Source organism: Actinoplanes sp. NPDC051859 (genome assembly GCF_044452725.1).
In the GTDB taxonomy this organism is placed as follows: Bacteria; Actinomycetota; Actinomycetes; order Mycobacteriales; family Micromonosporaceae; genus Actinoplanes.
This window is the reverse complement of record NZ_JBITBX010000006.1, coordinates 57,524-81,143: the sequence shown is the minus strand read 5'-3', so window position 1 is coordinate 81,143 and position 23,620 is coordinate 57,524. Positions and strand designations below refer to the sequence as shown.

15 protein-coding genes and 1 riboswitch are annotated in these 23,620 nt (G+C 69.0%); of the genes, 5 read left to right on the top strand and 10 right to left on the bottom strand.

Features of this window, described 5'->3' with window-relative positions; all coding sequences use genetic code 11:
• Nucleotides 1–295: 295 nt before the first annotated feature.
• Together ACIA1L_RS17100 and ACIA1L_RS17095 are read right to left on the bottom strand one after the other, a co-directional pair.
• The gene (locus tag ACIA1L_RS17100) at nt 296–832 is read right to left on the bottom strand and encodes a TIGR03086 family metal-binding protein (protein WP_396073677.1); all 537 of its coding nucleotides are present in this window, start codon (nt 830–832) and stop codon (nt 296–298) included.
• A 121-nt stretch (nt 833–953) separates the two neighbouring features.
• Entirely contained in the window at nt 954–2,546 is a 1,593-nt protein-coding gene (locus tag ACIA1L_RS17095; protein WP_396073676.1) for a diguanylate cyclase, read from the bottom strand.
• Between the two features lie 332 nt (nt 2,547–2,878).
• Between ACIA1L_RS17095 and ACIA1L_RS17090 the strand changes: the two genes are divergently transcribed.
• Nucleotides 2,879–5,242 carry a SpoIIE family protein phosphatase gene (locus tag ACIA1L_RS17090; protein WP_396073675.1) on the top strand — a complete coding sequence of 788 codons (2,364 nt, stop codon included), beginning with the start codon at nt 2,879–2,881 and terminating at the stop codon, nt 5,240–5,242.
• Here the strand turns inward: ACIA1L_RS17090 and ACIA1L_RS17085 are convergent.
• Entirely contained in the window at nt 5,239–5,976 is a 738-nt protein-coding gene (locus ACIA1L_RS17085) for a response regulator transcription factor (RefSeq protein WP_396073674.1), read from the bottom strand. The genes ACIA1L_RS17090 and ACIA1L_RS17085 overlap by 4 nt on opposite strands.
• A gap of 145 nt (nt 5,977–6,121) precedes the next feature.
• Here ACIA1L_RS17085 and ACIA1L_RS17080 point away from each other — a divergent pair, with 145 nt between their 5' ends.
• Entirely contained in the window at nt 6,122–9,763 is a 3,642-nt protein-coding gene (locus ACIA1L_RS17080; protein WP_396073673.1) for a BTAD domain-containing putative transcriptional regulator, read from the top strand.
• Here the strand turns inward: ACIA1L_RS17080 and ACIA1L_RS17075 are convergent.
• Nucleotides 9,760–10,755 (bottom strand): ribonucleotide-diphosphate reductase subunit beta, encoded by a 996-nt coding sequence (locus ACIA1L_RS17075; RefSeq protein ID WP_396074060.1) that lies wholly within the window; start codon nt 10,753–10,755, stop codon nt 9,760–9,762. The genes ACIA1L_RS17080 and ACIA1L_RS17075 overlap by 4 nt on opposite strands.
• 56 nt (nt 10,756–10,811) lie before the next feature.
• Nucleotides 10,812–13,190, bottom strand: coding sequence for a ribonucleoside-diphosphate reductase subunit alpha (locus ACIA1L_RS17070; protein WP_396073672.1), 2,379 nt, complete (start codon nt 13,188–13,190; stop codon nt 10,812–10,814).
• A gap of 129 nt (nt 13,191–13,319) precedes the next feature.
• Nucleotides 13,320–13,529: riboswitch (cobalamin riboswitch) on the bottom strand.
• Nucleotides 13,530–13,682: 153 nt separating this feature from the next.
• Between ACIA1L_RS17070 and ACIA1L_RS17065 the strand changes: the two genes are divergently transcribed.
• Entirely contained in the window at nt 13,683–14,498 is an 816-nt protein-coding gene (locus ACIA1L_RS17065; protein WP_396073671.1) for a HEAT repeat domain-containing protein, read from the top strand.
• 117 nt (nt 14,499–14,615) lie between these two features.
• On the opposite strand, the gene ACIA1L_RS17060 is transcribed toward ACIA1L_RS17065, so the two are convergent.
• The 3 genes from ACIA1L_RS17060 to ACIA1L_RS17050 all read right to left on the bottom strand — a co-directional run bounded on the left by ACIA1L_RS17060 (nt 14,616) and on the right by ACIA1L_RS17050 (nt 16,049).
• A complete protein-coding gene (locus tag ACIA1L_RS17060; protein ID WP_396073670.1) occupies nt 14,616–14,804 on the bottom strand; it encodes a DUF397 domain-containing protein in 189 nt (62 codons plus the stop codon).
• A 169-nt stretch (nt 14,805–14,973) separates the two neighbouring features.
• On the bottom strand, nt 14,974–15,162 hold the full coding sequence (locus tag ACIA1L_RS17055; RefSeq protein ID WP_396073669.1) for a DUF397 domain-containing protein: 189 nt from the start codon (nt 15,160–15,162) through the stop codon (nt 14,974–14,976).
• Nucleotides 15,163–15,179: 17 nt separating this feature from the next.
• Complete coding sequence (locus ACIA1L_RS17050) at nt 15,180–16,049, bottom strand: Scr1 family TA system antitoxin-like transcriptional regulator (RefSeq protein WP_396073668.1); 870 nt, start codon at nt 16,047–16,049, stop codon at nt 15,180–15,182.
• A gap of 272 nt (nt 16,050–16,321) precedes the next feature.
• Here ACIA1L_RS17050 and ACIA1L_RS17045 point away from each other — a divergent pair, with 272 nt between their 5' ends.
• Together ACIA1L_RS17045 and ACIA1L_RS17040 are read left to right on the top strand one after the other, a co-directional pair.
• Nucleotides 16,322–16,486, top strand: coding sequence for a hypothetical protein (locus ACIA1L_RS17045; RefSeq protein WP_396073667.1), 165 nt, complete (start codon nt 16,322–16,324; stop codon nt 16,484–16,486).
• Between the two features lie 5 nt (nt 16,487–16,491).
• A complete protein-coding gene (locus ACIA1L_RS17040; RefSeq protein WP_396073666.1) occupies nt 16,492–16,761 on the top strand; it encodes a hypothetical protein in 270 nt (89 codons plus the stop codon).
• Between the two features lie 541 nt (nt 16,762–17,302).
• On the opposite strand, the gene ACIA1L_RS17035 is transcribed toward ACIA1L_RS17040, so the two are convergent.
• On the bottom strand, nt 17,303–17,647 hold the full coding sequence (locus ACIA1L_RS17035) for a hypothetical protein (protein WP_396074059.1): 345 nt from the start codon (nt 17,645–17,647) through the stop codon (nt 17,303–17,305).
• A gap of 127 nt (nt 17,648–17,774) precedes the next feature.
• On the bottom strand, nt 17,775–23,570 hold the full coding sequence (locus ACIA1L_RS17030) for an IPT/TIG domain-containing protein (RefSeq protein WP_396073665.1): 5,796 nt from the start codon (nt 23,568–23,570) through the stop codon (nt 17,775–17,777).
• Nucleotides 23,571–23,620: the final 50 nt, after the last annotated feature.

Here is a 23,620-nt window from a genome sequence, read left to right as displayed (position 1 = left end):
AAGCGCGACAAAAGAGAAGAAGATTGGCCGTTGTGGGCCTCTGGGGGCGGCATCCGCCGCCGGCATCCAGGGCACGGCTGCGGCAAAGGTAGCACGGTCATACCGCCGAGCGACATCCTCAATCCGAGGGCCGCCGACCACCGCCCAAGCGCGACGCAGGTCTTGCCGGCGCAGCCGCGAGCGGCGGCTTACCCGCGGCGCAAGTCTTGCCGGCTCAGCCGCGAACGGCGGCTTACCCGCGGCGCAAGTCTTGCCGGCTCAGCCGCGAACGGCTGCTTACCCGCGGCGCGCGGTCTTACTGGCGGCCGAGGGCGGCGGCGAGGCGGTCGAGGGCGGCGGCGTCCGAGGCGGGGCTGACCGCGGCGGCGAAGGGGCGGCTGGCAGGCGGCAGGGCGGCGAGCATCGGGGCCGTGTGTGCCAACTCCTGTTCCACGACGTCGGCGGCGAATCCGACCGGGCGGTGGAGCGCGCGGGCCAGATCCCAGCCGTGCACGAGCAGTTCGGTGAGGCGCAAGTGCAGGGCCAGCTCACCGGGGACCCGACCGAAGGGGACGTCCACGAGGCGGTCCAGCACGCCCGGCTTCTCGAAGGCTGTGATGAGGGTGTCCGCGCTCTCGTCGAACCCGGCACGTAGGTCGCTGCTGGTCATCGGCGCGGCCACGAGTGCCGAGGTCACCATGGCGTTGCCGAGGGCCAGGTGGCGGACCAGCGTCTGCACGTCCCACTCGGGGCAGGGCGTCGGCAGGTGCCAATGGGCGGGCTCGATGACGGCGATCAGACTGCCGACCCGCTCAATGATGTGCACGAGTTGTGCAACGGTCGCCGTGGCCACGAAAAGCACTTTATGGGTTGCCCGCACGTCCCCGGCCGTCCGGCGGAAAAGGGCAAGCCGCACGGCGCGTCATCGACGGCCCGAAGAAGAGCGGCCAGCTGAGCCCGGCGCGAGTTGGCGGTCAGGCGGCGCTGCGGGAGCTGAGTGCGAGGGCTTGTTCTTCGCCTACGCCGCCGACCACGCGGTCACGACCGGCACGCTTCGCGACGTACAGGTTGCGGTCGGCGGTGGCGAGGAGGCCGGGCTGGGTGCGGATCGCTGCCTCGCACAGCCCGGCGACGCCGATGCTGACCGTCACCGGCAGGTCCGCGCAGACGCCGGCCCAGGAGAAGGAGGCGACTGCGGCACGTACGTCTTCAAGCAGAACGGCAGCCGCGGCCGGCGGCGTGTGTGGCAGCACCACCAGGAATTCCTCGCCGCCCAGCCGGGCCACGAAGCCGTCCGGGCAGACCGCCGACAGCCTCGTGTCGAGGAGCCCGGCCACCTGCACGATGACCTGGTCGCCGACGTCGTGCGAGAGCTGGTCGTTGATCCGCTTGAAGTGGTCGAGGTCGACGATGGCTACGGTCAGGCGCGGGTCGGCGGCGATGAGGGCGGGCAGTTCCTCGTCGACGTACCGGCGGTTGCGCAGGCCGGTCAGCGGGTCGCGGCGGGCCTGCTCACGGAAGCGACGGGCCTCCTCGCGGGCTTCGGCGGTCTCGAAGATCGCCTGCCGGGTCCGGGCCTGTGCCTCCTGCTGCTGCGAGCGGAGCTGCTCGTACGCCTCGAAGAACTGCTTGTGCATGGCGAAGGCTTCGGCGAACTCGCCCCGGGCGGCGTGCAGTTCGGCCTGCTCGCGGCGGACGCGGACCAGGACTTCGTGCAGACCGCGCTGGCCGGCTTCCGCTTCGGAGGCGTCCAGGCTGCGCTGGGCCTGCTCGGTGTCGCCGAGGCCGCGCTGGGCTTGGGCCAGGGTGAGCAGGTATTCGGCCAGGGCGTCGGCGTCGTCGCGTTCGCCGGTCTCGTGCTGGGCGAGGCACACCTGCATGGTCTGTTCGGCGTCGGCGTACCGGCCGTTGGCGATGTGGATGGCGGCCACGGTGTCGAGGATGGCGGCGTCGACCTGGAAGCCGTGCTCCTCGGCGTGGTGCAGCAGGCGTTCCACGACCTCCTGGGCGCGCTCGGGGTTGCCGGCGATCTGCTCGTGGTAGGCGTGGTTGTTGAACACCTGCATGAGCAGGCGGGGAATGTGCAGGGCGAGGGCGATCTCCTCGGCCTGGGCGTACCGGACGCGGGCGTCGTCCATCGAGTCGGCGAAGGCGAGCGCGTCGGCCAGCTTGTTGACGTGCCACACCCGCATGTGGTCGGTGGCGTGCTCGTCCAGCAGTTCCACCGCGCTCAACGAGTGTTCCAGCGACTTGGCGGCGTCGCCGAGGAGGCGGTCGATGTTCGCCCACACCAGGTGCGTACGCGCGAGGAGCATGCCGTCGCCCTGCTCGGCGGCCCATTCGTGGATCTCGTGGATTTCCCGGTTGGCGACGGCCAACTCGCCCATCCGCAGACGCATGTTGGTCTTGCACAGCCGGGCCCGGACGACGAGGGTCTCCTCGCCCAGCTCGGTGGCGCGGTTCTCCAGCTCGGTGGCGGTACGGAAGGTGGCAGCGGCGTCCCACATCATGCGGTCCTCGATCGCCAACAGGGCGACCGAGAGCTGTTCCGCGTTCAGATGTTCCATAGCCAGCCCTCCTTCCGCGTGACTCATCGGCGCCTTCCCGCCGGGTTGAAGCGCTTTCTCGCCGGCTCGGCGGACCGCACCGTTCTGCACCCCACCGGCAACCTCAAGGGCACAGTGCCGTACTCCAGCAAGTCCGGCCACTCGACGGCCGAGCGTCCGCGACCCGCCAGGCCGCTGCCGGCGTTCGCCATCGACCATCGTCACCACGATCCTGCCACGCGCGTCACATGCGCAGCCGAACCAGCGCGGCTCACTCTGCCGCGGCAATGCCGGTTCGCCCGACATCGGGAGAAGATGGGAGCCGGCGACGTGCGCAGACGGAGGAGGTACGGGTGGACGCGCAGCTCCTCGCGTTGCTCGACGACGATCCCCAGGGCTGGGTCCTGGCGCGGGCCGTCCGCGAGCGCGGGGAAATCGTCGATTTCGAGCTGATCTACATCAACGACGTGGGTGCCCGGATGTCCGGCCGCGACCGCGCCGAGCTGATCGGCGGCCGGTACCGCGAGATGTGGCCGGAGACCGTGCATGACGGCACGCTGCCGCTGTACTGCCGGGTGGTGGAGACCCGGGAGCCGGTAACCCGCACGGTCTACTACGACCGGGCTTCGGTCGCCGGGCATTTCGAGCTGCGCATCGGGCCGTACGGTGACGGCTTCGGGATTCGGTTTGTCGATCTGCGCCAGGTGACCCTGGCGCCGCAGTCGGACGGCGGCAGCCGCCTGTACGACATGCTGGACGCCGCGTTCGACGGCTTCACCCTGCTCCGCGCGGTCCGCGACGACCACGGCGAGATCACCGACTTCATCTGCGAGTACGTGAACCAGCTCGGCGCGAAGCTGACCGGACGGGCGGCGGAGGACGTGATCGGCGGACGGCTCAGTGCCGTTTCCCCGTCGAGCTGGGCGGACGGGCTGTTCGACCGGTATTGCCGGGTGGCGGCGACCGGGGAGCAGTGCCGGGTGCGGCTGCCGTACCCGGAGATCGGGCAGGTGTGGGAGATCAACATGGGACGGGCGGGCGCCGGGTTCGTGGCCGTGTCCTTCCGGGAGATCACCGACCACGTCGATCAGCAGCTGGAACTCACCCGCAGCGTGGCTCGTGCCGAGCAGGCGGCGGCCCGGGCAGGGGCGTTGCAGAAGGTCACCACCGCGCTGGTCGCGGCCAGCACTACCGCCGAGGTGTATGCCGCTATCGGCGCGGTGTTGCGCCCGTCCGCCGGGGGCCAGGGCCTCGCTTTGCTGTTGCGGCACGACGACCACCTGCGGGTGGCCTACCACGCCGGGTACGAGCCGGACGTGGTGGAGCGGCTGCGCCGGTTGCCGCTCGATCATCCGTACCCGGCAACGGCGGTGGCCCGGACCGGTCGGCCGCGGTACCTGACGTCGACCGGTGAGTTCGAGGCCGCCCAGCCCGATCCGACCGTCCGGGTGCCCCGCGGCGGCCGACAGGCCTGGGCGTTTCTGCCGCTCGCGGTCGCTGGCGAGGTGCTCGGCACGCTGATCGTCGGGTACGGCCACCCCCGCGAGTTCGACGTCGAGGAGCGCGACGTGTTGACCGCGCTGGCCGGGCTCAGCGCGCAGGCGCTGCAACGGGCGCTGCTGTTCGAGACCCGGACGTCGATCGCGGCCGAGCTGCAGCGGGCGCTGCTGCCTGCTCGGCTGCCCGAGGTGCCCGGTCTGCGGCACGCCGCCCGCTACCTGCCGTGGACGCACGGCGTCGACGTCGGCGGCGACTGGTACGACCTCATCGCGCTCGGCAACGGCGTCGTCGGCGTCGTCATCGGCGACATTGCGGGGCACAGTGCCGCGGCGGCCGCCACGATGGGCCAGGTGCGCAGTGCGTTGCGGGCGTACGCGGCGGAGCGGCACACGCCGGCGGGGGTCCTGCATCACGCCAATCAACTCCTGCTCGACCTGCATCTCGACGCCATCGCGACGTGTTGCTATCTCGAGGTGCACCTGACCGAGGGGACGGTCACCGCGGTCCTGGCCGGGCATCCGCCGCCGGTGCTGCGTACGGATGACTCGGCGGCTCTGGTGGATCTGCGCCGCAGCGTGCCGCTCGGCGTCGCGCGGACGGCCGTCTTCGCGGAGACGACCTTCTTGCTGCCGCCGGCGGCCAATCTGGTGCTCTACACCGATGGCCTGGTGGAGGACCATCGGCATCCGATCGACCAGGGCTTCGGAGAGTTGTGCGCGGCGCTGCAGATCGCCCCGAGCCGTGACCCGGATGCGGTTCTTGATCACCTGCTGGACAGCCGGGTCGGGCCGCAGCCGCGCACCGACGATGTGGCGGTGCTGTGTCTGACCAACGACTCCCCCGCCCCGGGGCGCCGACGGGCCGCCCGCCGGTTCCGCGGTGAGCCGGTCAGCGCACCGTCGGCCCGGCGCTTCGCGGCGGACCTGCTCACCGCGTGGGGCCAGGAGCGGCTGTTGAACGATGCGTTGTTGCTGCTGGATGAGGTGGTCACCAACGCGATTCAGCACACCGGCGGGGACGTGCTGGTGGAGCTGCGGCTGGCGGACGGCGTGTGGGTCGAGGTCACCGATTCCAGCGACCGGCCACCAGCTCAGCAGGCCGCGGACGCGGACAGTGAGGGTGGCCGGGGGCTGCTGATCGTGGCGCGACTGGCCGAGGACTGGGGCACGGAGACGGTGCCGAGTGGCGGCAAGAAGGTGTGGTTCCACCTGCCTTAGGCGGTGGCGAGACCCAGCCAGCGGGCGATCGCCTCGGCACGGTTCGTCGCGCGCAGCTTGCGGTAGATGTGGTTGACGTGATTCTTGACCGTCTTCTCGCTGATGAATAGCCGCTGGGCGATGTCGGCGTTGCCGATCCCGCGGACCACATGTTCCATGATTTCCCCTTCGCGGCGGGAAAGCCCGAAGCGTAGGGCCGCCGCCGGCTGGCCCACCGCCCGATCGTGCGCGGTGTCCGGCCCGTCGATCGCTACGGCGAATCCGTTGCGCAGCGGCCGCGGCGGTGCCATCGTCCGGCCGGTAGCGATCCAGCGGACCGAGCCGGCCAGCTCCTCGACGGAGAATTCGCCGGGCACCAGCTGTCCGGCGGGGCCACGGCTGGGCTCCGGGGGCAGCGGCGTACGGTCGCCGATCAGCAGTACCGGCCCGTAGGCCCGTAGCGAGGCGCAGACGCGCTCGGCCCACCAGGGCGGCCCGTCGAGCAGGACGACGTCGGGGCGCCCGGCCCGCGCCTGACTCAGCGCAGCGGCCTCGTCGCAGGTCTCGCCGATGACGTCGATGCCATCGGACTGGCGCAGCAATGTGGACAGGCCGGCGCGGCGTACGAGGTCGGCGGCGACGACCAGGACGCGTACCTGCCGCGCACGGCGGGATCCCGTCGTGCAGGACATGCCTCGGCTGCGGACTACCGGGACGATCATCGGCGTACCGAGTCGCCGGCCGCGAACCACCATCTCAACTCTCCTGGATCACAAAGAGAATGCATCATCGATCACACCCAGTCAGCAGCTTGCTAGGCTCCGCTCCCGGCTCGCTCACATCTCGCTCACACGCGCCCGCCGGCTCGCAGGGCGTCTGCACAACCCGCTAGGAGATGACGTGCGGTTCGGTCTGTTGGGACCTTTGCTGGTCGAGGAGGCCGGCACCCGGATCCCGGTACGGGCTGCCCGGCAACGGGTTCTCCTCGCATCGCTGCTGCTCCGGGCCAATACAGTGGTCCCGGCCGACGAGCTGGCCGAGCTGATCTGGGACGGCCAGCCACCGCGCGGCGCCCGCGGCGCACTGCAGAACCACGTCATGCGGCTGCGCAAGAGTCTCGGCGACAAAGTGGGCGCACGACTGCGCACACAGCCACCCGGCTATCTGTTCGAGGTCATCGACGGAGAGCTAGATGTGCATCGCTTCGTCACCATGAGTGACGCAGGCCGGGCTGCCGCGCGGGCGTACGACTGGGCTGCGGCGAGCACGCTGATGCGGGACGCGCTGGCTCTCTGGCGCGGCGCCGCACTCGTCGACGTACCGTCCGAAGTGCTCCGCCGCGACGAGGGCGGGCGCCTCGCCGAGCTGCAGATCCAGGCCGTCGAGGCGCGCGTCGACGCGGACCTCCAGCTCGACCGGTACGACGAAGTCATTCCGGAGCTGCACCGGATGATCGCCGAGCACCCGCTGCGGGAACGGCTGCGCGGCCAGCTCATGCGCGCCCTGAACCTGTCCGGTCGACAGGCCGAGGCCCTGGCGATCTATCCGCGCTTCCGGGACGAACTGGTCGAAGAGCTCGGCGTGGATCCCGGCCCGGAGCTGCAACAGCTCCACCAGCGCATCCTGCGCTCCGCGCCGGCGCCGACCGAACCGCCGCCAGCCCCGGACCACCCCGTCGTCCGGGACCGGGCAGCCGAGCTCGCCACCCTGGAAAAAGCAGCAGACGCCGCCCGCGACGGCCGCCCCAGCCTGCTCTGCGTCGAAGGTCCGAGCGGCATCGGTAAGAGCACTCTGCTGCGCGAGTGGTCCACGATAGAGAGCGAGCGCGGCGTAACCGTACTGCGCGCCACCTGCGCAGAGTCCGAGCAGGACTGGGCGTTCGCCACGGTCCGGCAGTTGCTGCACCCGGTGCTGACCCGATCCGAGGCGGAGCGCGAGCTGCTGTTCGTGGGACAGGCCGCGCTCGCCCTGCGGGTGCTCGCGTACGACGTGCCCGCCCCCGCCGCGGCCGCCCAGCCGGTGCCGTCCGCCCTGCTGCTGCACGCGCTGTTCTGGCTGCTGGTCAACCTCACCGAGCGCGGTCCGGTGATCCTCGTGGTGGACGACCTGGACCGCATCGATCCACCGTCGCTGCGCTGGCTGGCCTACCTGAGCCGACGGCTGTCCGGGCTGCCGGTGCTGATCGTGCTGGCCCGCCGCTGCGGCGAAGGCGAACCTGACCCGGCACTCCACGAGTTGCTGTCCCGAGACTGCGGCAGGCTCGCCGTCGGCCCACTGGGCCGGACCGCCGTCGCCCGCATGGTCCGCGCCCGCCTCGGGGCAGCGGCCGACGACCGGTTCTGCGAGTCGTGTCGGGAAGCCTCCAGCGGCAACCCGCTCTTCCTTGCCGAGCTGCTGCGCACCATCGCCGAAAGCGGGCTGCGGCCGGTCGGGGACAACATCGACCAGGTTCATGAGTACGGCGCCCAGGCGCTCACCCGCGGCATCGTGGACCGACTGTCCCGCGAACCCGAACGGCCCCGGCTGGTCGCCCGCACGCTCGCCGTACTGGACGAGGACGTCGACCGGGCGACCCTGGCCGACGTGACCGAGCTGACCGACTTCGACCTGGCGAATCAGCTCCGCCGGCTGGAACTGCTCGGCGTCCTGGGCACGGTGGACCCGCCGCGGTTCCGGCACCGGCTGGTCCGCCCCGCCGTCCTCAGCACCATGACCGCTGCCGAGCTGACCGCCGCGCACGTCCGCGCCGCCCGGGTCCGCTACGACGGCGGCGCCCCGAGCGAGGTGGTCGCCGGGCACCTGATGCACAGCGACCTCATCGACGACCGGTGGCCGGCCGAGGTGTTGCAGGACGCGGCGCAGCTCGCCCGGGGTCGGGGCGCTCCCGACGTTGCCGTGCTGTTCCTGCGACGCGCGCTGCGGGAACCGCTCGACAAGGCGGCCCGCACTCAGGTCCTGGTGGCACTCGGCTCGGACCTGCTGTTCCACAATCCCGCCGGAGCGGCCCGGCATCTGCGCGAAGCGATGGCGTTGATGCTGAACGCCGAGCAGCGCGGCCGCACCGCCGGACTGCTCGCCAACGCGTTGCTGATGGCCCGGCGCGGCCCCGAGGCGGTGGCCGTGCTCGAAGAGGCGGTAGCCGAGCTGGGTGCCGCTGCCACGGGACCGCCGGGGCCGCGGCGGGAGCTGGCGCTGCTGCTGCAGGCGCAACTCATTCAGGTCGCGTACGAGAATGTGTCGACGATCCCGGTGGTGCGCAAGGTGCTGCATGACCTGGCCGAGGCGCCGCCGCGCGGTGACACTCCGGGGGAACGGGCGCTGCTCGCCGCGCTGTCACTCGACGGCGCTGCCGGGAACCTCAGCGCCGCACAGACCAGCGAATTGCTCGGCCGCGCCCTGCACGGCGGCCTGCACCTGCACGGCCCGGCCGGAGTGCTGTTTGCCCTGGCCGCGATAGGTCTGCTGGCCGCGGACCGGCTGCCCGAGGCGTCCGGGTGGTTTCGGGAGATAGGCGAGCAGGCGATCCACAGTGGCTCGCCGTACCTATCCATATTGTCGCGGTTCGGCACGTCCACGATTGCCAGCATCCGCGGCGACGTGCTGCCGTCCCTCGACATCGCGCAAACCGTCCTTGAGCTGATGCCGCTCGAGCTCGGCTACTCGGCGCTGCCGTTCGTGGCGCTCGCCGTGAACGCCCACATCGAGCTCGGCGATGTCGCCGCCGCGGAAGCAATCGTGCGCCGGCACGGTGCCACCCACGCCCCCGACGCAGCCTGGGACCGCGGCCGATTCCTGCTGATGCGGGGCCGGCTGCGTGTGGCCGCCGGCGACGTCGCCGGTGGACTGGCCGCGCTGCTGGAATGTGGCAGCACGCAGAACGCCGCCGGCATCGCCAGCCCGGCCATCGCCGCCTGGCGCTCGCAGGCCGCCCTCGCGTACGCCGCCCTGGGCCAAGCCGGCGCCGCCCGGGAACTCGCCGCCGAAGAACTGGAGCTGGCCCGGCGCTGGGGCACGCCGCGCAGCATCGGCGTCAGCATGCGCGCCCTGGGCGTGGTCACCGGCGGCGAAGCGGGCCTGGCCCTGCTCACCGACGCGGTCACCGAACTCCAGCGGTCACCGTCCCGCCTCGAAGAAGCCCGCGGCAGGTACGAGCTGGGCCGGTTCCAGCTCAGCTCCGGACAGCCGGCCGCCGGCATCGGCAATCTGCGCACCGCGGCCGACCTGGCACGGCGGTGTGGCGCTCGGGGACTGCTGGCCGGCGTACGGCAAAGTCTGGCACTGGCCGGAACCACCCCCGGGGCGGCACTGACCGACCGGCCCGCCGACCGCCTGGATCCGGTCGGACGGCACCTGGCCGGACTCGCGGCCGGCGGGCTGTCCGATGCGGAGATCGCGCAGTTGTTGTTCACCACGCCCCGCACGGTGCACAACCGGCTGGCCGCGGTGGGTAAGCAGCTGGGGGTGGACCGGTCCGGGCTGGTGTCGGCGCAGGTGACACCGGTCAGCGGGGACGGGTGTGCGCCCGCCCCCGCCGGCGACTAGAAGTCGTCGTCGAAGCTGACCGTGCCGGTGACGCCGACCTGGTAGGCGGAAACGCGCCGTTCGAAGAAGTTCGACAGCTCCTGGACGTCTTGCAGTTCCATGAACGCGAACGGGTTCTTGCTGCCGTACATGGGGGCGATACCGAGCACCGACAGCCGCCGGTCGGCGACGTGCTGCAGGTATTCGCGCATGTCGGCCAGGCTCATCCCGGACACGCCCTGCTCGAGCAGGTCGGCCGCGAACTGCACCTCACACTCGACAGCCTCGGCCAGCATCTCCTTGACCTGACGTTCCATCTCGTCGTCGAACAGGTCCGGCTCCTCGGCCCGCACCGTGTCGACCACATCGAACGCAAACGCCATGTGCATGGACTCGTCGCGGAACACCCAGTTCGTGCCCGACGCGAGACCGTGCAGCAAACCCCGCGAGCGCAGGAAATACACGTACGCGAAAGCGCCGTAGAAAAACAGGCCCTCGATGCACGCGGCGAAGCAGATCAGGTTGAGCAGGAACGCCCGCCGATCCGCCTTCGTTTCGAGCGACCGCAGCTCGAAGATCGAGTCGATCCACTTGAAACAGAACTCGGCCTTACGCGCGATCGACGGAATGTTCTCCACCGCGGCGAACGCCTCGAACCGTTCCTGCTCGTTCGGCACATACGTGTCGAGCAGGTTCAAATAGAACTGGACGTGCACCGCCTCTTCGAACAACTGCCGAGACAGATACAGCCGGCCCTCGGGCGAGTTGACGTGCTGGTACAGGTTGAGCACCAGGTTGTTCGCCACGATGGTGTCGCCGGTGGCGAAGAACGCGACCAGCCGCGACACCAGATGCTGCTCGGCCGCCGACAGCTTCGCCAGGTCGGCGAGGTCGGAATGCAGATCGACCTCCTCGACGGTCCAGGTGTTCTTGATCGCGTCCTTGAACCGGTCGAAGAAGTGCGGGTACCGCATCGGCCGCAGCGTCAGGTCCATGCCCGGGTCGAGCAACATCTGCCGCTGGGCCGGGGCGGGTGTGGTGTCGGTGGTGCGGGGTTCGGGAATGGTCGTCACTGGCAGGCCTCACAGCTTTCAGGATTTTCCAGGGAACAGGCCAGGGCTTCCTCGTCGGACACCGTCGGCAACGCAGCGACCGCCGGGAGCACCGAGGTGGTGGCCTGCTGAATGCGCGTCGCGGGCCGCGACCGCAGGTAGTACGACGTCTTCAGCCCGGCTTTCCAGCCGTAGAGATACATCGAGGAGAGCTTGCCGATGGTCGGCGCACTCAGGAACAGGTTCAGCGACTGCGACTGGTCGATGTAGGGCCCGCGGGCAACCGCGAGATCGATCAGGGCTTTCTGCGGCAACTCCCACGCCGTGCGGAACAACTCCCGCACTTCGGCCGGCAGCTCTGTGATGCCTTGCACCGAACCTTCGGCCCGCTTGATCTGGTCCCGGACCGGTGCCGTCCACAGCCCGCGCGCCTTCAGCTCCCGGACCAGGTAGGTGTTGATCTGCAGGAACTCGCCGGACATCGTCTCGCGCTTGAACAGGTTGGACACCTGCGGCTCGATGCACTCGTAACACCCGGCGATCGACGCGATGGTCGCGGTCGGCGCGATCGCGATCAACAGCGAGTTCCGCAACCCGTGCTCGGCGATCTGCGTCTTCAGCTCAGCCCACCGCGACGTCTGCTCCGGCGTGGCACCCCACAACTCGTGGTGCAGATCGCCCTTCGCCGCCCGAGTCTCCGAATACGCCGGGTGCGGACCGAACTGCTGCGCCAACGCCACGCTGGACTCCAACGCGGTCAGGAAAATCTCCTCCTGCACGCGCGTCGACAACTCCCTCGCCTGCGCCGAGTCGAACGGCAGCCGCAGCTGGAAGAACGCGTCCTGCAACCCCATCAGCCCGAGCCCGACCGGCCGCCACCGCGGGTTCGACGCAGCGGCCTGCTCCGACGGGTAGAAGTTGATGTCGATCACCCGGTCGAGGAACACCACCGCGGTCCGCACCGTGGCGCGCAGCTTCTCCCAGTCGACGCCGCCGTCGCTGATGTGCGCGCTCAGGTTGATCGACCCGAGGTTGCACACCGCGGTCTCGTCGTCGGCGTTTACCTCGAGGATCTCGGTGCACAGGTTCGACAGGTGAATCGTGTTACCCGGGGCGCCGGTCTGGTTCGACAGGCGGTTCGACGCGTCCTTGAACGTCATCCAGCCGTTGCCGGTCTGGGCCAGGGTACGCATCATCCGGCCGTACAAATCACGGGCCTTGACGGTCTTAACGGCCTTCTTCTCCGCCCGGCGGTAGGCCTCGTCGAAGGCCTCGCCGAACAGGTCGGGCAGCTCAGGGGCGTCGGACGGGTCGATCAGCGACCAGTCGGCGTCAGCCTCGACCCGACGCATGAACTCGTCCGGAATCCAGTTCGCCAGGTTCAGGTTGTGCGTGCGGCGCGACTCCTCGCCGGTGTTGTCGCGCAGCTCCAGGAACTCCTCGACGTCCGGGTGCCACGGCTCCAGATAGACACAGGCCGCACCCTTACGCCGGCCGCCCTGGTTGACCGCGGCGACACCCGCGTCGAGGGTCTTCAGGAACGGCACGATGCCGTTCGACTTGCCGTTCGTGCCCCGGATCAGCGCGCCCCGGCCGCGGACCCGCGACCAGGAGATGCCGATGCCGCCGGAGAACTTCGACAGCTTCGCCACCTGGTGATACCGCTCATAGATCGAGTCCAGCTCGTCCTTCGGCGAGTCCACCAGGAAACACGACGACATCTGCGTGTGCCGGGTCCCGGAGTTGAACAGCGTGGGTGAGCTGGGCAGATACGCCAGCGACGACATCAGCCGGTAGAAGCCGATCGCCTCACCAGGCTCGGTCGACAGGCCACACGCGACCCGCAGCAGCCAGTACTGCGGAGTCTCCACGACCTCCCGCGTCTCCGGGTGGCGCAGCAGGTAACGGTCCGCGACGGTCCGCAGGCCGAAGTACTCAAACCGCAGGTCACCATCGAGGTTGACGGCGTCATCAAGCTTGCGCGAATTCCGGGCGACGAACGCGGCGGTCTCGTCGCCGATCAGCCCCTGCTGGTGGGCATAACGGATGGACTGGCTGAAACTCGCCACACCCTGGTTACGGACTTCCTTGTCCACATAGGCAGCGAGCAACCGAGCGGCAAGCTTCGAATACTGCGGTTCCTCGCTGATCAGCTCAGCGGCGGTCTGGATCGACAGTTTGTCCAGCTCAGCGGTGGTAGCGCCGTCGTACAGGCCGCTGATCGTCTTGGTGGCGACCCGCAGCGGCTCCACCTCACCGAGGTCAGCCACCCACCGCTCGACCGCCTTGACGATCTTGTTGACGTCGACGGTCTCCAGGTCCCCGTTGCGCTTACGCACCTGCATCGCGTGCCGCCGCTGCTCCGGCACGGTGGTCTTCTCCGGTGTGAGCGTCATGCCCTCTCCTCGCGAGCCCATGGCCTTCGGGCACGCGGGGGCAGACACCACCAGCTCGCAGCTCACTGACCGCCGCAGAGCATCAGGGGCGTCGGCCGTCCCACGCGGCCTTCGACCGCCGCACACCCCAACGGTGCGCGGCGCGCTGGCAGGTCTTCGGACTCGCGGGCGTCGAACTCGATTCCTACTGGCCGTCGCTTCCCAGGCTTGGCGCCCAGTGCTGTGTGACGGCGGTCGTTCCCACTCACCGCTGCGGGGCAGTCCCGGATTTCCACCGGGTTCCCTCTTGCCTCGACCCCACCCTCACGGCACGGCCGAACCAGCTGCGGGCAACACCATATCTGGGTGGCCCCCGAAAACCACAACCCCACATGGTGTGTTCCCGAGATCGCCACCCGCGGTGAGTACACACTTGAGAGTGTGAGCGATGCCGCTATGCCTACGCCGGACGAACTGTCACTTGATGTGTTGTTGCGGCTAGCGCGGCGAGAGATGACAGACGATGACGGTGACGCTCCGCAGCCGGCATTCGTCGCCCTGCACCGGCGGCCGACCCGGGAGGTCTTCGACCGCGCCGCCGCACTGGCCTGCGACAGCGACGCCGAGCAGCGCGAACTGGGTGTGCGGATCTTGCGGGAGCTCGGCGATGAGCAGCCCGATGGACATCGGCCCTTCCGCGACGAGACGGTTGCGCTGATGCGTACCCGGCTTCGCGAAGAGACCGATCCTGCCGTGCTGCACTGGATCGTGTCGGCACTGGGCTATCACCACGACAAGGAAGCATTGCCGCAGGTCGTTGCCCTCGCGGATCACCCCGACGAGTGGGTGCGGTTTCACGTCGCGGCTGCCCTGCCAGGCCTGGTCAACCTCGACCAGGTGGAACCCGAAGCCGCCGATGCGCTGCTGCGGCTCTGCCACGACGACGACGCCGAAACCCGCTACTACGCCCTGTATGCGGTGACCCGCGACATCCCGAGCATGGACCTGCAGGCGGTCACTGAACTGGTTACGCAGCTGGCGAACGATCCCGACGATCAGGTCCGCGCCATGGCCGCCGGGCACCAGGAGGCAGTCCACGAAGTGCGTGAGCTCCTCACCGACGCCTTCGGTCCCGGCGGGTACGACTACCTGATCGGTCCTGTACTGGTCACACTCGACTGCGCAGGCAACGTCGCCGACGCCGGGGCGTGGCTAGACAAAGAAATCTGTCGGCATCTCGGCACCGCCGCAGACCGGTTCCCCACCTCGACCATTGCGGAACAACTCGTCACCTGGTGGGCGGACAAAGAAGAGCGCCGATGGGCCTGAAACAGTTGGCGCCGACCAGCGCTCACTAATCCGCCATCCGCTCAAGAGACGTGTGCAGGACGACACGCCTCGGCTGGACGATGCTGTCCCGCCGAGGCATGTCGCTGTAAGAGATCACTAGAGGTCGAACTCGCCGTCCCGCACACCACCGGTAAACGCCGCCCACTCACCGTGGGTGAAATGGTGCGCCGGCTTGCTCCGGTCCTTGGTGTCACGAACGAGAACTTCAAGGTCCGTAACCATGACCTCGACGCATTGGCCGCTTGCGCTGGACTTAGTGCTCTTACGCCATACGTTGCGTTCCATCGAGATTGCCCTCCTGACATGCACCTTCGCAGGCTTCCTGGTCCCATTCTCGCCCTGGAACTGGCTCGGTGCCGCACACGCGATGAGGTTAAAGTCAGTCCAGATAAGCAAAGCGGCCTCTAGCTGGGCATCATCCGCCTAGCTAGGGGCCGCTTTCGCGGGACGACCGTCAGAGGTCGAACTCACCCTCGCGCACACCGCCGGTGAACGCCGTCCATTCGCCGTGGGTGAAGCTGTGCGCCGGCTTGCTCCGATCCTTAGTGTCGCGAACCAGGACCTCAGTGTCCGTGACCATGACCTCGACACACTGGCCGCTGGAGCTCGACCTGGTGCTCTTACGCCAAACATTCCGTTCCATCTAAGCTTCCTCCTGCACTATGCAGCCTTCGCGGCTTCCTGGATCATCTTCTTGGACTGGGCCGGGCTTAGCGCCGCCTGCGCGATGAGGTCGAACGTCCGCGCGAAGCGTGCAACATCCTCCCCTGTTTCCAGGAAGGCGTCACCCGCAATCCCGTCGACGTAAACCAGTGGCGCGTCGAACGGATCAGCAAAGTCCATGATGACGAATGAGCCCGGCATGCCTGGATGTGCGCCAGCCTTGAACGGGACGACCTGCAAGCGGACATTGGGCAACGCACATGCATGGGCAAGGCGTTCGAGCTGCGCACGCATGATCTGCGCGCTGCCAACCTCTCGTCGGAGGGCAGCCTCGTCCACTACCGCGTGAAGCTGCATGGGCACTGGGCGGGTAAAGACGGATTGACGCTGCATACGCACGTCGACACGGCTATCCGCCGCGTCTGCGTCCAGACTTCTCCCGAGATCCGCGTCGACGATCACTGCTCGTGCGTATTCGGCGGTCTGGAGTAGGCCCGGGATAAAGAGACTCTCGTAGTTCTTGAGTGCCTCAGCTTCGTGCTCGAAGGCCACGTATGCCTGATATTGCTCGGGCAGGAACGGTTCGTGGACCTGGAACCAGCCGGTCTGACCGGACTCCTTCAGCCAACCCAGCAGGGTGGTTTGGCGGTCCTTCTCGACCTGGTAGAGCTGAAGCAGCGTGATCACCGTGCGGCGCTGAGGCTTGTTCAGGGCTCGCTCGATGCGGTAGAGCGAGGACTGATCCAGCCCGGTCTCTTTGGTCACCTTCTCGACCGTGAGCTTGGCCTCGACGCGCAGGCGACGCAGCTCAGAGGCCAGCCGCCTGAGTCGGATAGTTGGCGCCCTGCGTCCCGCCACTTCCGCCATCCCTTCCACTCCGTCCTGTCAGTGTGCACGGCCTCAGGCACAGGTGTGCACACGCCCTCGCGTAAGCGTGATCCGGAAATACAAGCCTTGCAAACCCGTGTGGGTGCGTGCAGTCTAGGTCACAGCACGTCTTGCACTGTTGATCACGGCAGGTGCCATCTGCGCACCCCGTCCGGTTAGCAAGGGGAGGTGATCGCGTGCACTACCCGCGTGCGCGTGGACGGTGGGGACGGCTTGCTTGGTGGCGCCCACGCCGCTGCCGATCCTGCGGCGTGCAATGGCCGTGCGACGAAGCCAAGCTGGAACGCATCCGGGCCGCCGCCGCGGCGCTCGACCGGACCGGCGCCTGGCCGAACTACAGCGCCGCCGCACAGATCGGGCACGCGGGCTACCTCAGCCGGCTCGGCGAGCACCGCGCCCTCGGCGGCAGGAAGTGACTACCGTGCAGGAGCTGACACACACCCCCACCCAGCCGAGCTTCGACTGCTCGGTCTGCGACGAGCCCTGGCCCTGCGCCCCGGCGAAAGTCGAACTCGCCGAGGAGTACCTGGGCCACGGCATAGCCCTCGCGATCTATATGAGCATCCACTTGGACAACGCCTTGCGGGAAGCAATCGCCGATCACGAATGGGGACGCGTCGACGACCTCTACGACCGCTTCCTCGGCTGGGTGCGGCGCGGCCCGAAAGCCGAAGATCCCCATGCCAGGTAGAGCATTGAACCGCCGAGTCCCCGGCGCGTCACTTCATCCCATAGTGAAGAACCGCGCGGTCGGCGTAGCCCGAGTGGTTTATCCGGGCGGCGTCGAGCTCGACAATCATCCGACGCTCGATGACTTGCGGCGCCTCGTCGCCGGCCTCCGCAGCATGGACCGATGGACTCAGCAATAAACGAGCCGGAGCGCGAAAAATGGACGTAGCACCCGCGGGGCCTCCTCCCGCAGGAACGGGAACCGTCTTCGTCACCCTGTACCCAGACGGCGACTGGCGGGCCATCTGGCAGGGCGATGGGGAGCACCACGCTTGCTATGAGGCGACGGAGGGAACCGAGGAAGACGTCCGCGCTTGGGCACGCTCGCGAGCAGCGGCAAAGCACCTGATCTTCGATCCTGAACTCGACTCCCACGTTCCTTTGCCACTAGAAGACAACTCTTAATGACTCCGCGGTAGCGAGATCACGTCAGCGGTGGCGGCCTGCTTCGGCAGGCCGTCATCACGTGGAGAAGATCGGCCGACCAGCGACGTTGCTTCTCATCACCGTTTCGCGGTCGTGGCGGGCGCCTTGATGACTGAGAGGGTGAGCGTCGCGGGCATCGGGGCGACGCCCGGGCCGCCCGCGCTGACCCAGTTGGCGATGTCGTCGACGATCGCGTCGTCGAGGACCAAGCCGAACCACACTGCCCGGGCGCCACGCCGTCGGGCCTCCCGCGTCGGATGGACGACCAGCACGTTCGACTGGGCGCAGGCGTCCAGGCACAGGCTGGTGCGTACCCGATGGGCTGCCGGCAGCGACTCCCGCAGCCGGTCGAGCTGGCCTTCGTGGTCCACCTCCGGGTGCTTGCGGCGGCTGCCGCAGCAGCAGTCCCGGCACACCGTCAGCGTGCATCCCTGAATGTTCTCCCCGATCTCCAGCACTGCCACACAGTACGGACGGAAGTGAACTCCGCAGAAGGAACCCCGGCCGGCTGCCAGTGTCGGCGGCCTGCCGGGGTGCGCGGGCGGACGGTCAGAAGCGGGCGGTGATGGTGACTCGGCGGTTGAGGCGTTGCTGGGCGACGCTGACCGGCTTGACGCCGCCGGCGCCGACTACCCGGATCGGGACCTTGACGCCGAGCGTACGGAGGTAGGCGCGGACCGCGACGGCCCGCTGCATTGCCAGTTTCCGGTTGGCGGCGCGGGCGGCCTTGGATTGGCGGCCGGTCTGGGTGTAGCCGGTGATGGTGATGACCTTGGCGCCGCGCATGGAGCTGACCGTGCCGCGGATGCTGCGCTTGGAGGCGAGCTTCAGGGTGGCCGACTGGTACGGGAAGATGAACGACCGCAGCTGCACCACATTGCTCTTCGGCCTTTCGCCGGAGCCGGTGGTCGCACCGCAGGTGTCGTTCAGGACGACCCAGTTGCTGTCGGTGACGGTGCTGCCATCGGGTGCCTTGCCGGTGAGCACCAGCCGGTGCATGCCACCGACGACGCAGGCCTTGCCCGGCATGGTGATCTGGGCCTTGAAGCCGCCCGCGGAGTTCGTCGTGCCGCTGGCGATGACGACCGGCTCGGAGTACATCGTCAGGACGTACGGCGACGCGGGTTGCAGCCCGCCGCCGGACAGGGTGGCCTCGGCGCCGACCAGTTTCTCGTTGGTTTTGAGGTCGAGTTCGAGGTTGAGCCGCACCGGCCCGGCCGGCGCAGGCGGGGTGGTGGGGGTCGGCGTAGGAGTAGGAGTAGGTGTCGGGTCTGACGGGCTCGGCGTGGGCGTGGGGGTGGGCGTCGGGTCCGACGGCGACGGGGACGGCGTCGGTGTGGGCTCGGGAGTCGGCTCAGGGGTCGGCGTCGGCGTCGGTGTCGGCTGAGGCGGGGCGGCGATGTAGCTGTACGTCGCGTCGCTTTCGGCTGTGCCCGCCACCAATGTGACGGAGACCGTCGTCGGTGACTTCACTGCGGGCGTACGGAAGGTCAGGCTGGTGCCGTCCTCATTGACCTTGAAGTCGGGCGCGCGCAGTGTCACGTCGCCGATGCGCAGCGACCGGACGGTCTGGAGCAGGGTGCCGGTGATGGTCACCTCGGTGTTGCCTTCGACCGTGCCGAGGGCCGGCGAGATCTGGGTGATGGTCGGCGGCTCGGGGGTGATGACCAGGGAGCCGGCAACGTATTGCAGCGCTGACGGGTTGGCGTACGCCGCGTTGTCGGTGGCGTTCAGGGTGCCGCCCTTCGGGACGACCTTGTAGGTGCCCGCGGTGGTCGGCGTGTTCTGCAGCAGGTTGGCGCCCTGGTAGTAGTCGTAGGCCACGCCGGACACGTCGTCGTTGCCGAAGAGGCCGCTGACCTGGACGGTCGGGTCGATCTGGGCGCCGACCGGGACGACGAGGTCGTCGGCGATGACGGCGAGCTGGGCCGGGGCGCCGAAGATCGGGAACTCGACGACCTCCGTCGTGCTGTCCGGGTCGGAGGCCGCGGTGGCGGCGTTGTAGTTGGCCGAAGACGCCTGGGTGCCGCTGATCCGGCAGGTGCCGGCGGCGACCGGGGTGACCGTCGTTCCGGAGATCGTGCAGATGCTGGTGTCGAGCGAGGTCAACGTGATCGGTGCCCCGCCGGACGTGGCAGCCAGGGTGCGGCGGCTGGTGGAGGTCGCGGTGACGGTGACCGGCGTGCCGGCGGAGAGCAGCACCGAGGTGGGGCTGACTGTCAGCGACAGGGTCACGTCGGCTTTCGCGATGGTGCCGGTGACCGTCGGCCGCAGGTTGGTCAGGGCGTAGTTGTTCTTGGCGGCACCGGCCAGGGCGACGTCGGTGGCGAGCGTGACCGGCTTGTTGGCGCCCGCGTTCGGGTCGGCGAACGTGCCCGAGCCGGAGGTTCCCTCCAGGGCGACGTCGTCGCCCGTGACCGCGCCGGTCAGCGTGAGCTTGCCGAGGATCGCCGCGTCGGTGTCGTCGTAGACCTTGTCGGCCCGTACTCCGGAGACGGTGAGGTTCTTGGGGTTGATCGTCACCCGGAGCGTGGGCCTGGTCGCGTCGTAGTAGATCGACCGGTCGGTGCCGGTGCTCTTCATCTCGAAGGATTTGACGCGTACGTCCCAGGCGGCTTGCGTGGTGCCGTCGCCGCCGCAGGTCTGCGACTGGATCGCGACGTTGCGGGGCAGGCCTTCGACCCAGCCGACGGTGTCCGGCTGTTGGTCGCAGGAGGAGTTGCGGTATTCCCACACGACCTTGGTGATCCGGTCGGTGGTGACACTCGGGGTGTAACTGAAGTCGGCGGGCGAGCCGGCGGTGCCGTCACCCAACTGGCCCCGGTAGGCGAAGCTCGCGCCGTTGGCCGAGACCGGGGTGATGGTGATCGGCGTGCCGGTGATGACCACCCGCACCGCCCCTTGATTGAGCTGCAGGTACCGCTCGGCGGCGTACGTGGCCCGGCTGAGCGCCACTCGCACCCAGTACTCGCCTGCGCCGACCGGGATACCGGCCTGTACGTTCGCGGCGAACACGGTGTTGGCATAGTCGGCGGCAGTCACGTACTCATAGCCGCCCGGGGCCGTGGCGACGAACGGGTTCGTGCCGATGAATCCGTTGGTGGTGTTGCCGATCGTGTAGGGAGTGCCGGCGGGCACCGTCAGGTCGTTGTTGCTGCCATTCGCGGTGGCGATGACGTCGGCCTCCAGGCCGCAGGTGAAGCTGACCCGCTGCGGCACCAGGGTGTTGTCGTCCGGGGTGATCAGGATCGACTTGCCGCCCCACGGGTTGCTCAGGTCGCCGGCCAGGTTCGCCATGTCGATGACCACCTGGTTGTCGGCGTAACTGGTCGGTGTGACCGCGACTCCGGCGACGGTCACCGTGCCGGACGCTCCGAACAGCGTCCCGGTGTTCTCGATGGTCACCACCGCCGGGTTCACGGTGAGGTTGCCGGTCGCCGACTGTGGAGTGCGCAGGCAGGATCCGAAGAATGGGCTCACGGTGATGCTTGCCCCGGCGACGAGGTAGAAGATGCCGTGGGTGGTCAGTGCCTGGCCGACGTCGGTGACGACGACGACCCGCTTCCAGTCCCCGGTGGCGAAGCCGCGCGGCGCGGCGAAGGTCAGCGACGTGTCGGTCACCGCCGTGGGCAGCACCGTCTGCGGGTTGTCGCCGTTCTCGTCCGAGACGATCACCCGGGTGGCGGCGGCCGACGTGCCGGCCAGGTTCGTGCCGGTGAGCAGGAACGAGTCGGACTGGTCGGCGGCCGGGTCGAACTCGTTGCGGAAGTTGTGCGAGAGGTCGATGGTCGAACCGATCCGCCCGATGGTGGGCAGGCCCACGGTCGCGAAGTAGCCCACCGCGGCTGCCCGCGTGGCCGACAGGGTGGAGCCGGTGGGGGTGACCGTCACCGGATAGTCCCCCGCGGCGTTTGCCGGGCTCTTGAAGACGATTGCGCCGTCCACCCAGGAGATGACGGTGCCGGTGGCGGTGCCGACCTTGACCGTGCCCGCCGAGCCGAACCCGCTGCCCTCGACGCGTACCACGCTGCCGCCGGTCGCCGGGATCAGCAGCTTGACGCCGCTCTTCTCGACCGCCGGGGTGGGGAACTGGAACGTGGCCTTGTACGGGTCCGGGCCCACGTAGGTGAGGACCGGGGCGGTGATCCGGACGGTGCCTCGCATCGGTGTGCTGGCCCCGGTCGGCGTCAGGGTGATGTCCAGGGGCCCGGCCGTCGGAGTCGGTACGGTCACACCGCTGATCAGCGTCCCGCCCGCGGTGGCCGTGTAGTTGGCGGCCAGAGCGGAACCCACCTTCACCTTGCCGCTCGTGCCGAAGCCGCTACCCGTGATGTCGATCTTCGCGGCGTTGCCGGTGGCGTACGACGGGACTGATCCCGGCGACACGGAGGTGATGCCGTCCTCGGCGAGCACGGTCAGCCCGCCCGCCTGCGTGGTGCGGCCGGTGACGGAGGCGACCACGACGTCCTTGGCGCCGGTGCTGTCCGTAGCCGGGACGTCGAACGTCAGGGAGTTGCCGCTGGACGCGGTCACTCGGGCGTACACGCCGTCGACGCTGACGCTTGCGGTGCCGGCGCTGCCGAATCCGGCGCCGGTGATGGTGACCGGGTCGCCGGTCTTGGCCGAGGTGGGGCTGAGCTGGCTGACGGTCGGTGCCGTGCCGGGCGCGGCGAGGGTGAGGGTGGCCGCGTCGGAGATCCCGCCGCCCTGCGCCGAGGAGACCTGCACGTTGACCGGGCCGGCGTTCAGGCCGGTGGGTACGACCGCGGTCAGCTTGGTGCTGCTGATCCGGGTCACCAGCGGCGATTTCGCGCCGCCGATGATGACCGAGGGCCGGCCGGTGGCGCCGAAGTCGGTGCCCTGGACGGTGATGACCGCACCACCGGATGCGGCGACCGTGGTGGGGGCGAGCGAGGTGATGGCCGGGCGGGCCACGTACGTGAAGGAGCCGGCGGAGGTTGCCGTGCCGTACTGGGACGTGGCGGTGATCTGCACCGGTCCGGGCGTCAGTGCGGGCGGGGTGTCGAACTCGAGGATGTCGTAGTTCTGCCGGTACTCGTCGAAGGTCTTGGCGCCCTTGGCGCGCTGGACGATGTTGGGCTTGCCGATCTCCTGGTCGCCGATCTTCAGCGTGAGATTGATGTCGCCGGAGGCCAGGAACCGGCCCTTGACGCGCACCTTCGTGCCGCCGGTGACGGGACCCACCGCGGGAGTCACGGACAAGTCGGCTGGCGCGGGTGCGACCCAGTTGATGGCCCGGGTCCAGAACGAGGTGCATTCCGGCTCGTAGCTGAGGACCTTGTCGGGGCAGACACCGGCGTGCAGGGTGCGCCGGCCGGAGCCCGCCCACGCGTCGCCGTCCGGATATTCGACGAAGATGGTGGCGTTGTCGTCGCCGGTCCAGCCGGACTTCCACCGATAGACGTCGGGGATGATCCGGCCCTGGGCGTCGGAGATCCAGTAGACGTACTCGGCCGGGCTGACCATGCCCGGGCCGCGCAGCACGATCTTGGAGGCGGCGGTAACCGGGGTGGGCACCTCCGCGCTGGTGACCGCGTAGTCGTCGAAGTAGGTGACGGCGCCCTTGATCGTCGTCCGGCCTTCCATGCCCATGTAGCCGCCGACGCTGCAGAACGAGCTCACTTCGAGGTCGGCGGGCCCGGGCTTGCGGCCGAGGGAGGGCCGAAGTTGCACCATGATCCGGGTGACCCCGGTCTCAGGATCGAGGTCGCGGCTGATCGTCGTCTTCTGCGACTGGCCGCCGATCCGCGTGCCGATCGAGGAACAGTACGGGTACTCGGGCAGGGTGCCGTCCCGCATGGAGATCGTCATCCGGGCGCCGCCCAGCACGGACGAGCGGGTCTGGGTCAGGGAGATGACCTTGGGTTCCGGGGACATGCCGAACCAGATCGCCACGTTATAGGTGGTGGTGGTGCTCGCGTCCGCCGACGTCACCTGGATGGCAGCCGCATTGCGACCACGGGTCAGCGACAGCGCGAAGGAACCGTCCTGCGCCGCGGCGACCGGCGCCCCGTCCAGGGTGAGCGCGATCGACGCGTTCGGGTCGGTCGCCACCGGCGCCAGCGTGACCGAGTCGCTCTCGGTGAGGAGCTGGTAGAAGCGGTTTCGCGAAGTAAACGTCGGACCGAAGTCGGAGATGTCACCGCCGGCCGACCGGGTGAGCGCGCTCAGCGTCGCGTCCGTCCCGGCCGTCGCCACGACGACCGGCGCGTCGGCCCCGGTCACCAACGGGTCGGGTTCGAACTGTTCGCTGGTCTCCTCCTCGGCGAGCCAGGGCGGGTCAGCCAGCGCGCTGGGCGGGGCCACGAGCAGACTGCCGATCATCGCGAGCACTACGGCACTGGCGACGCGCGTACGGAATCCACCCATGAACC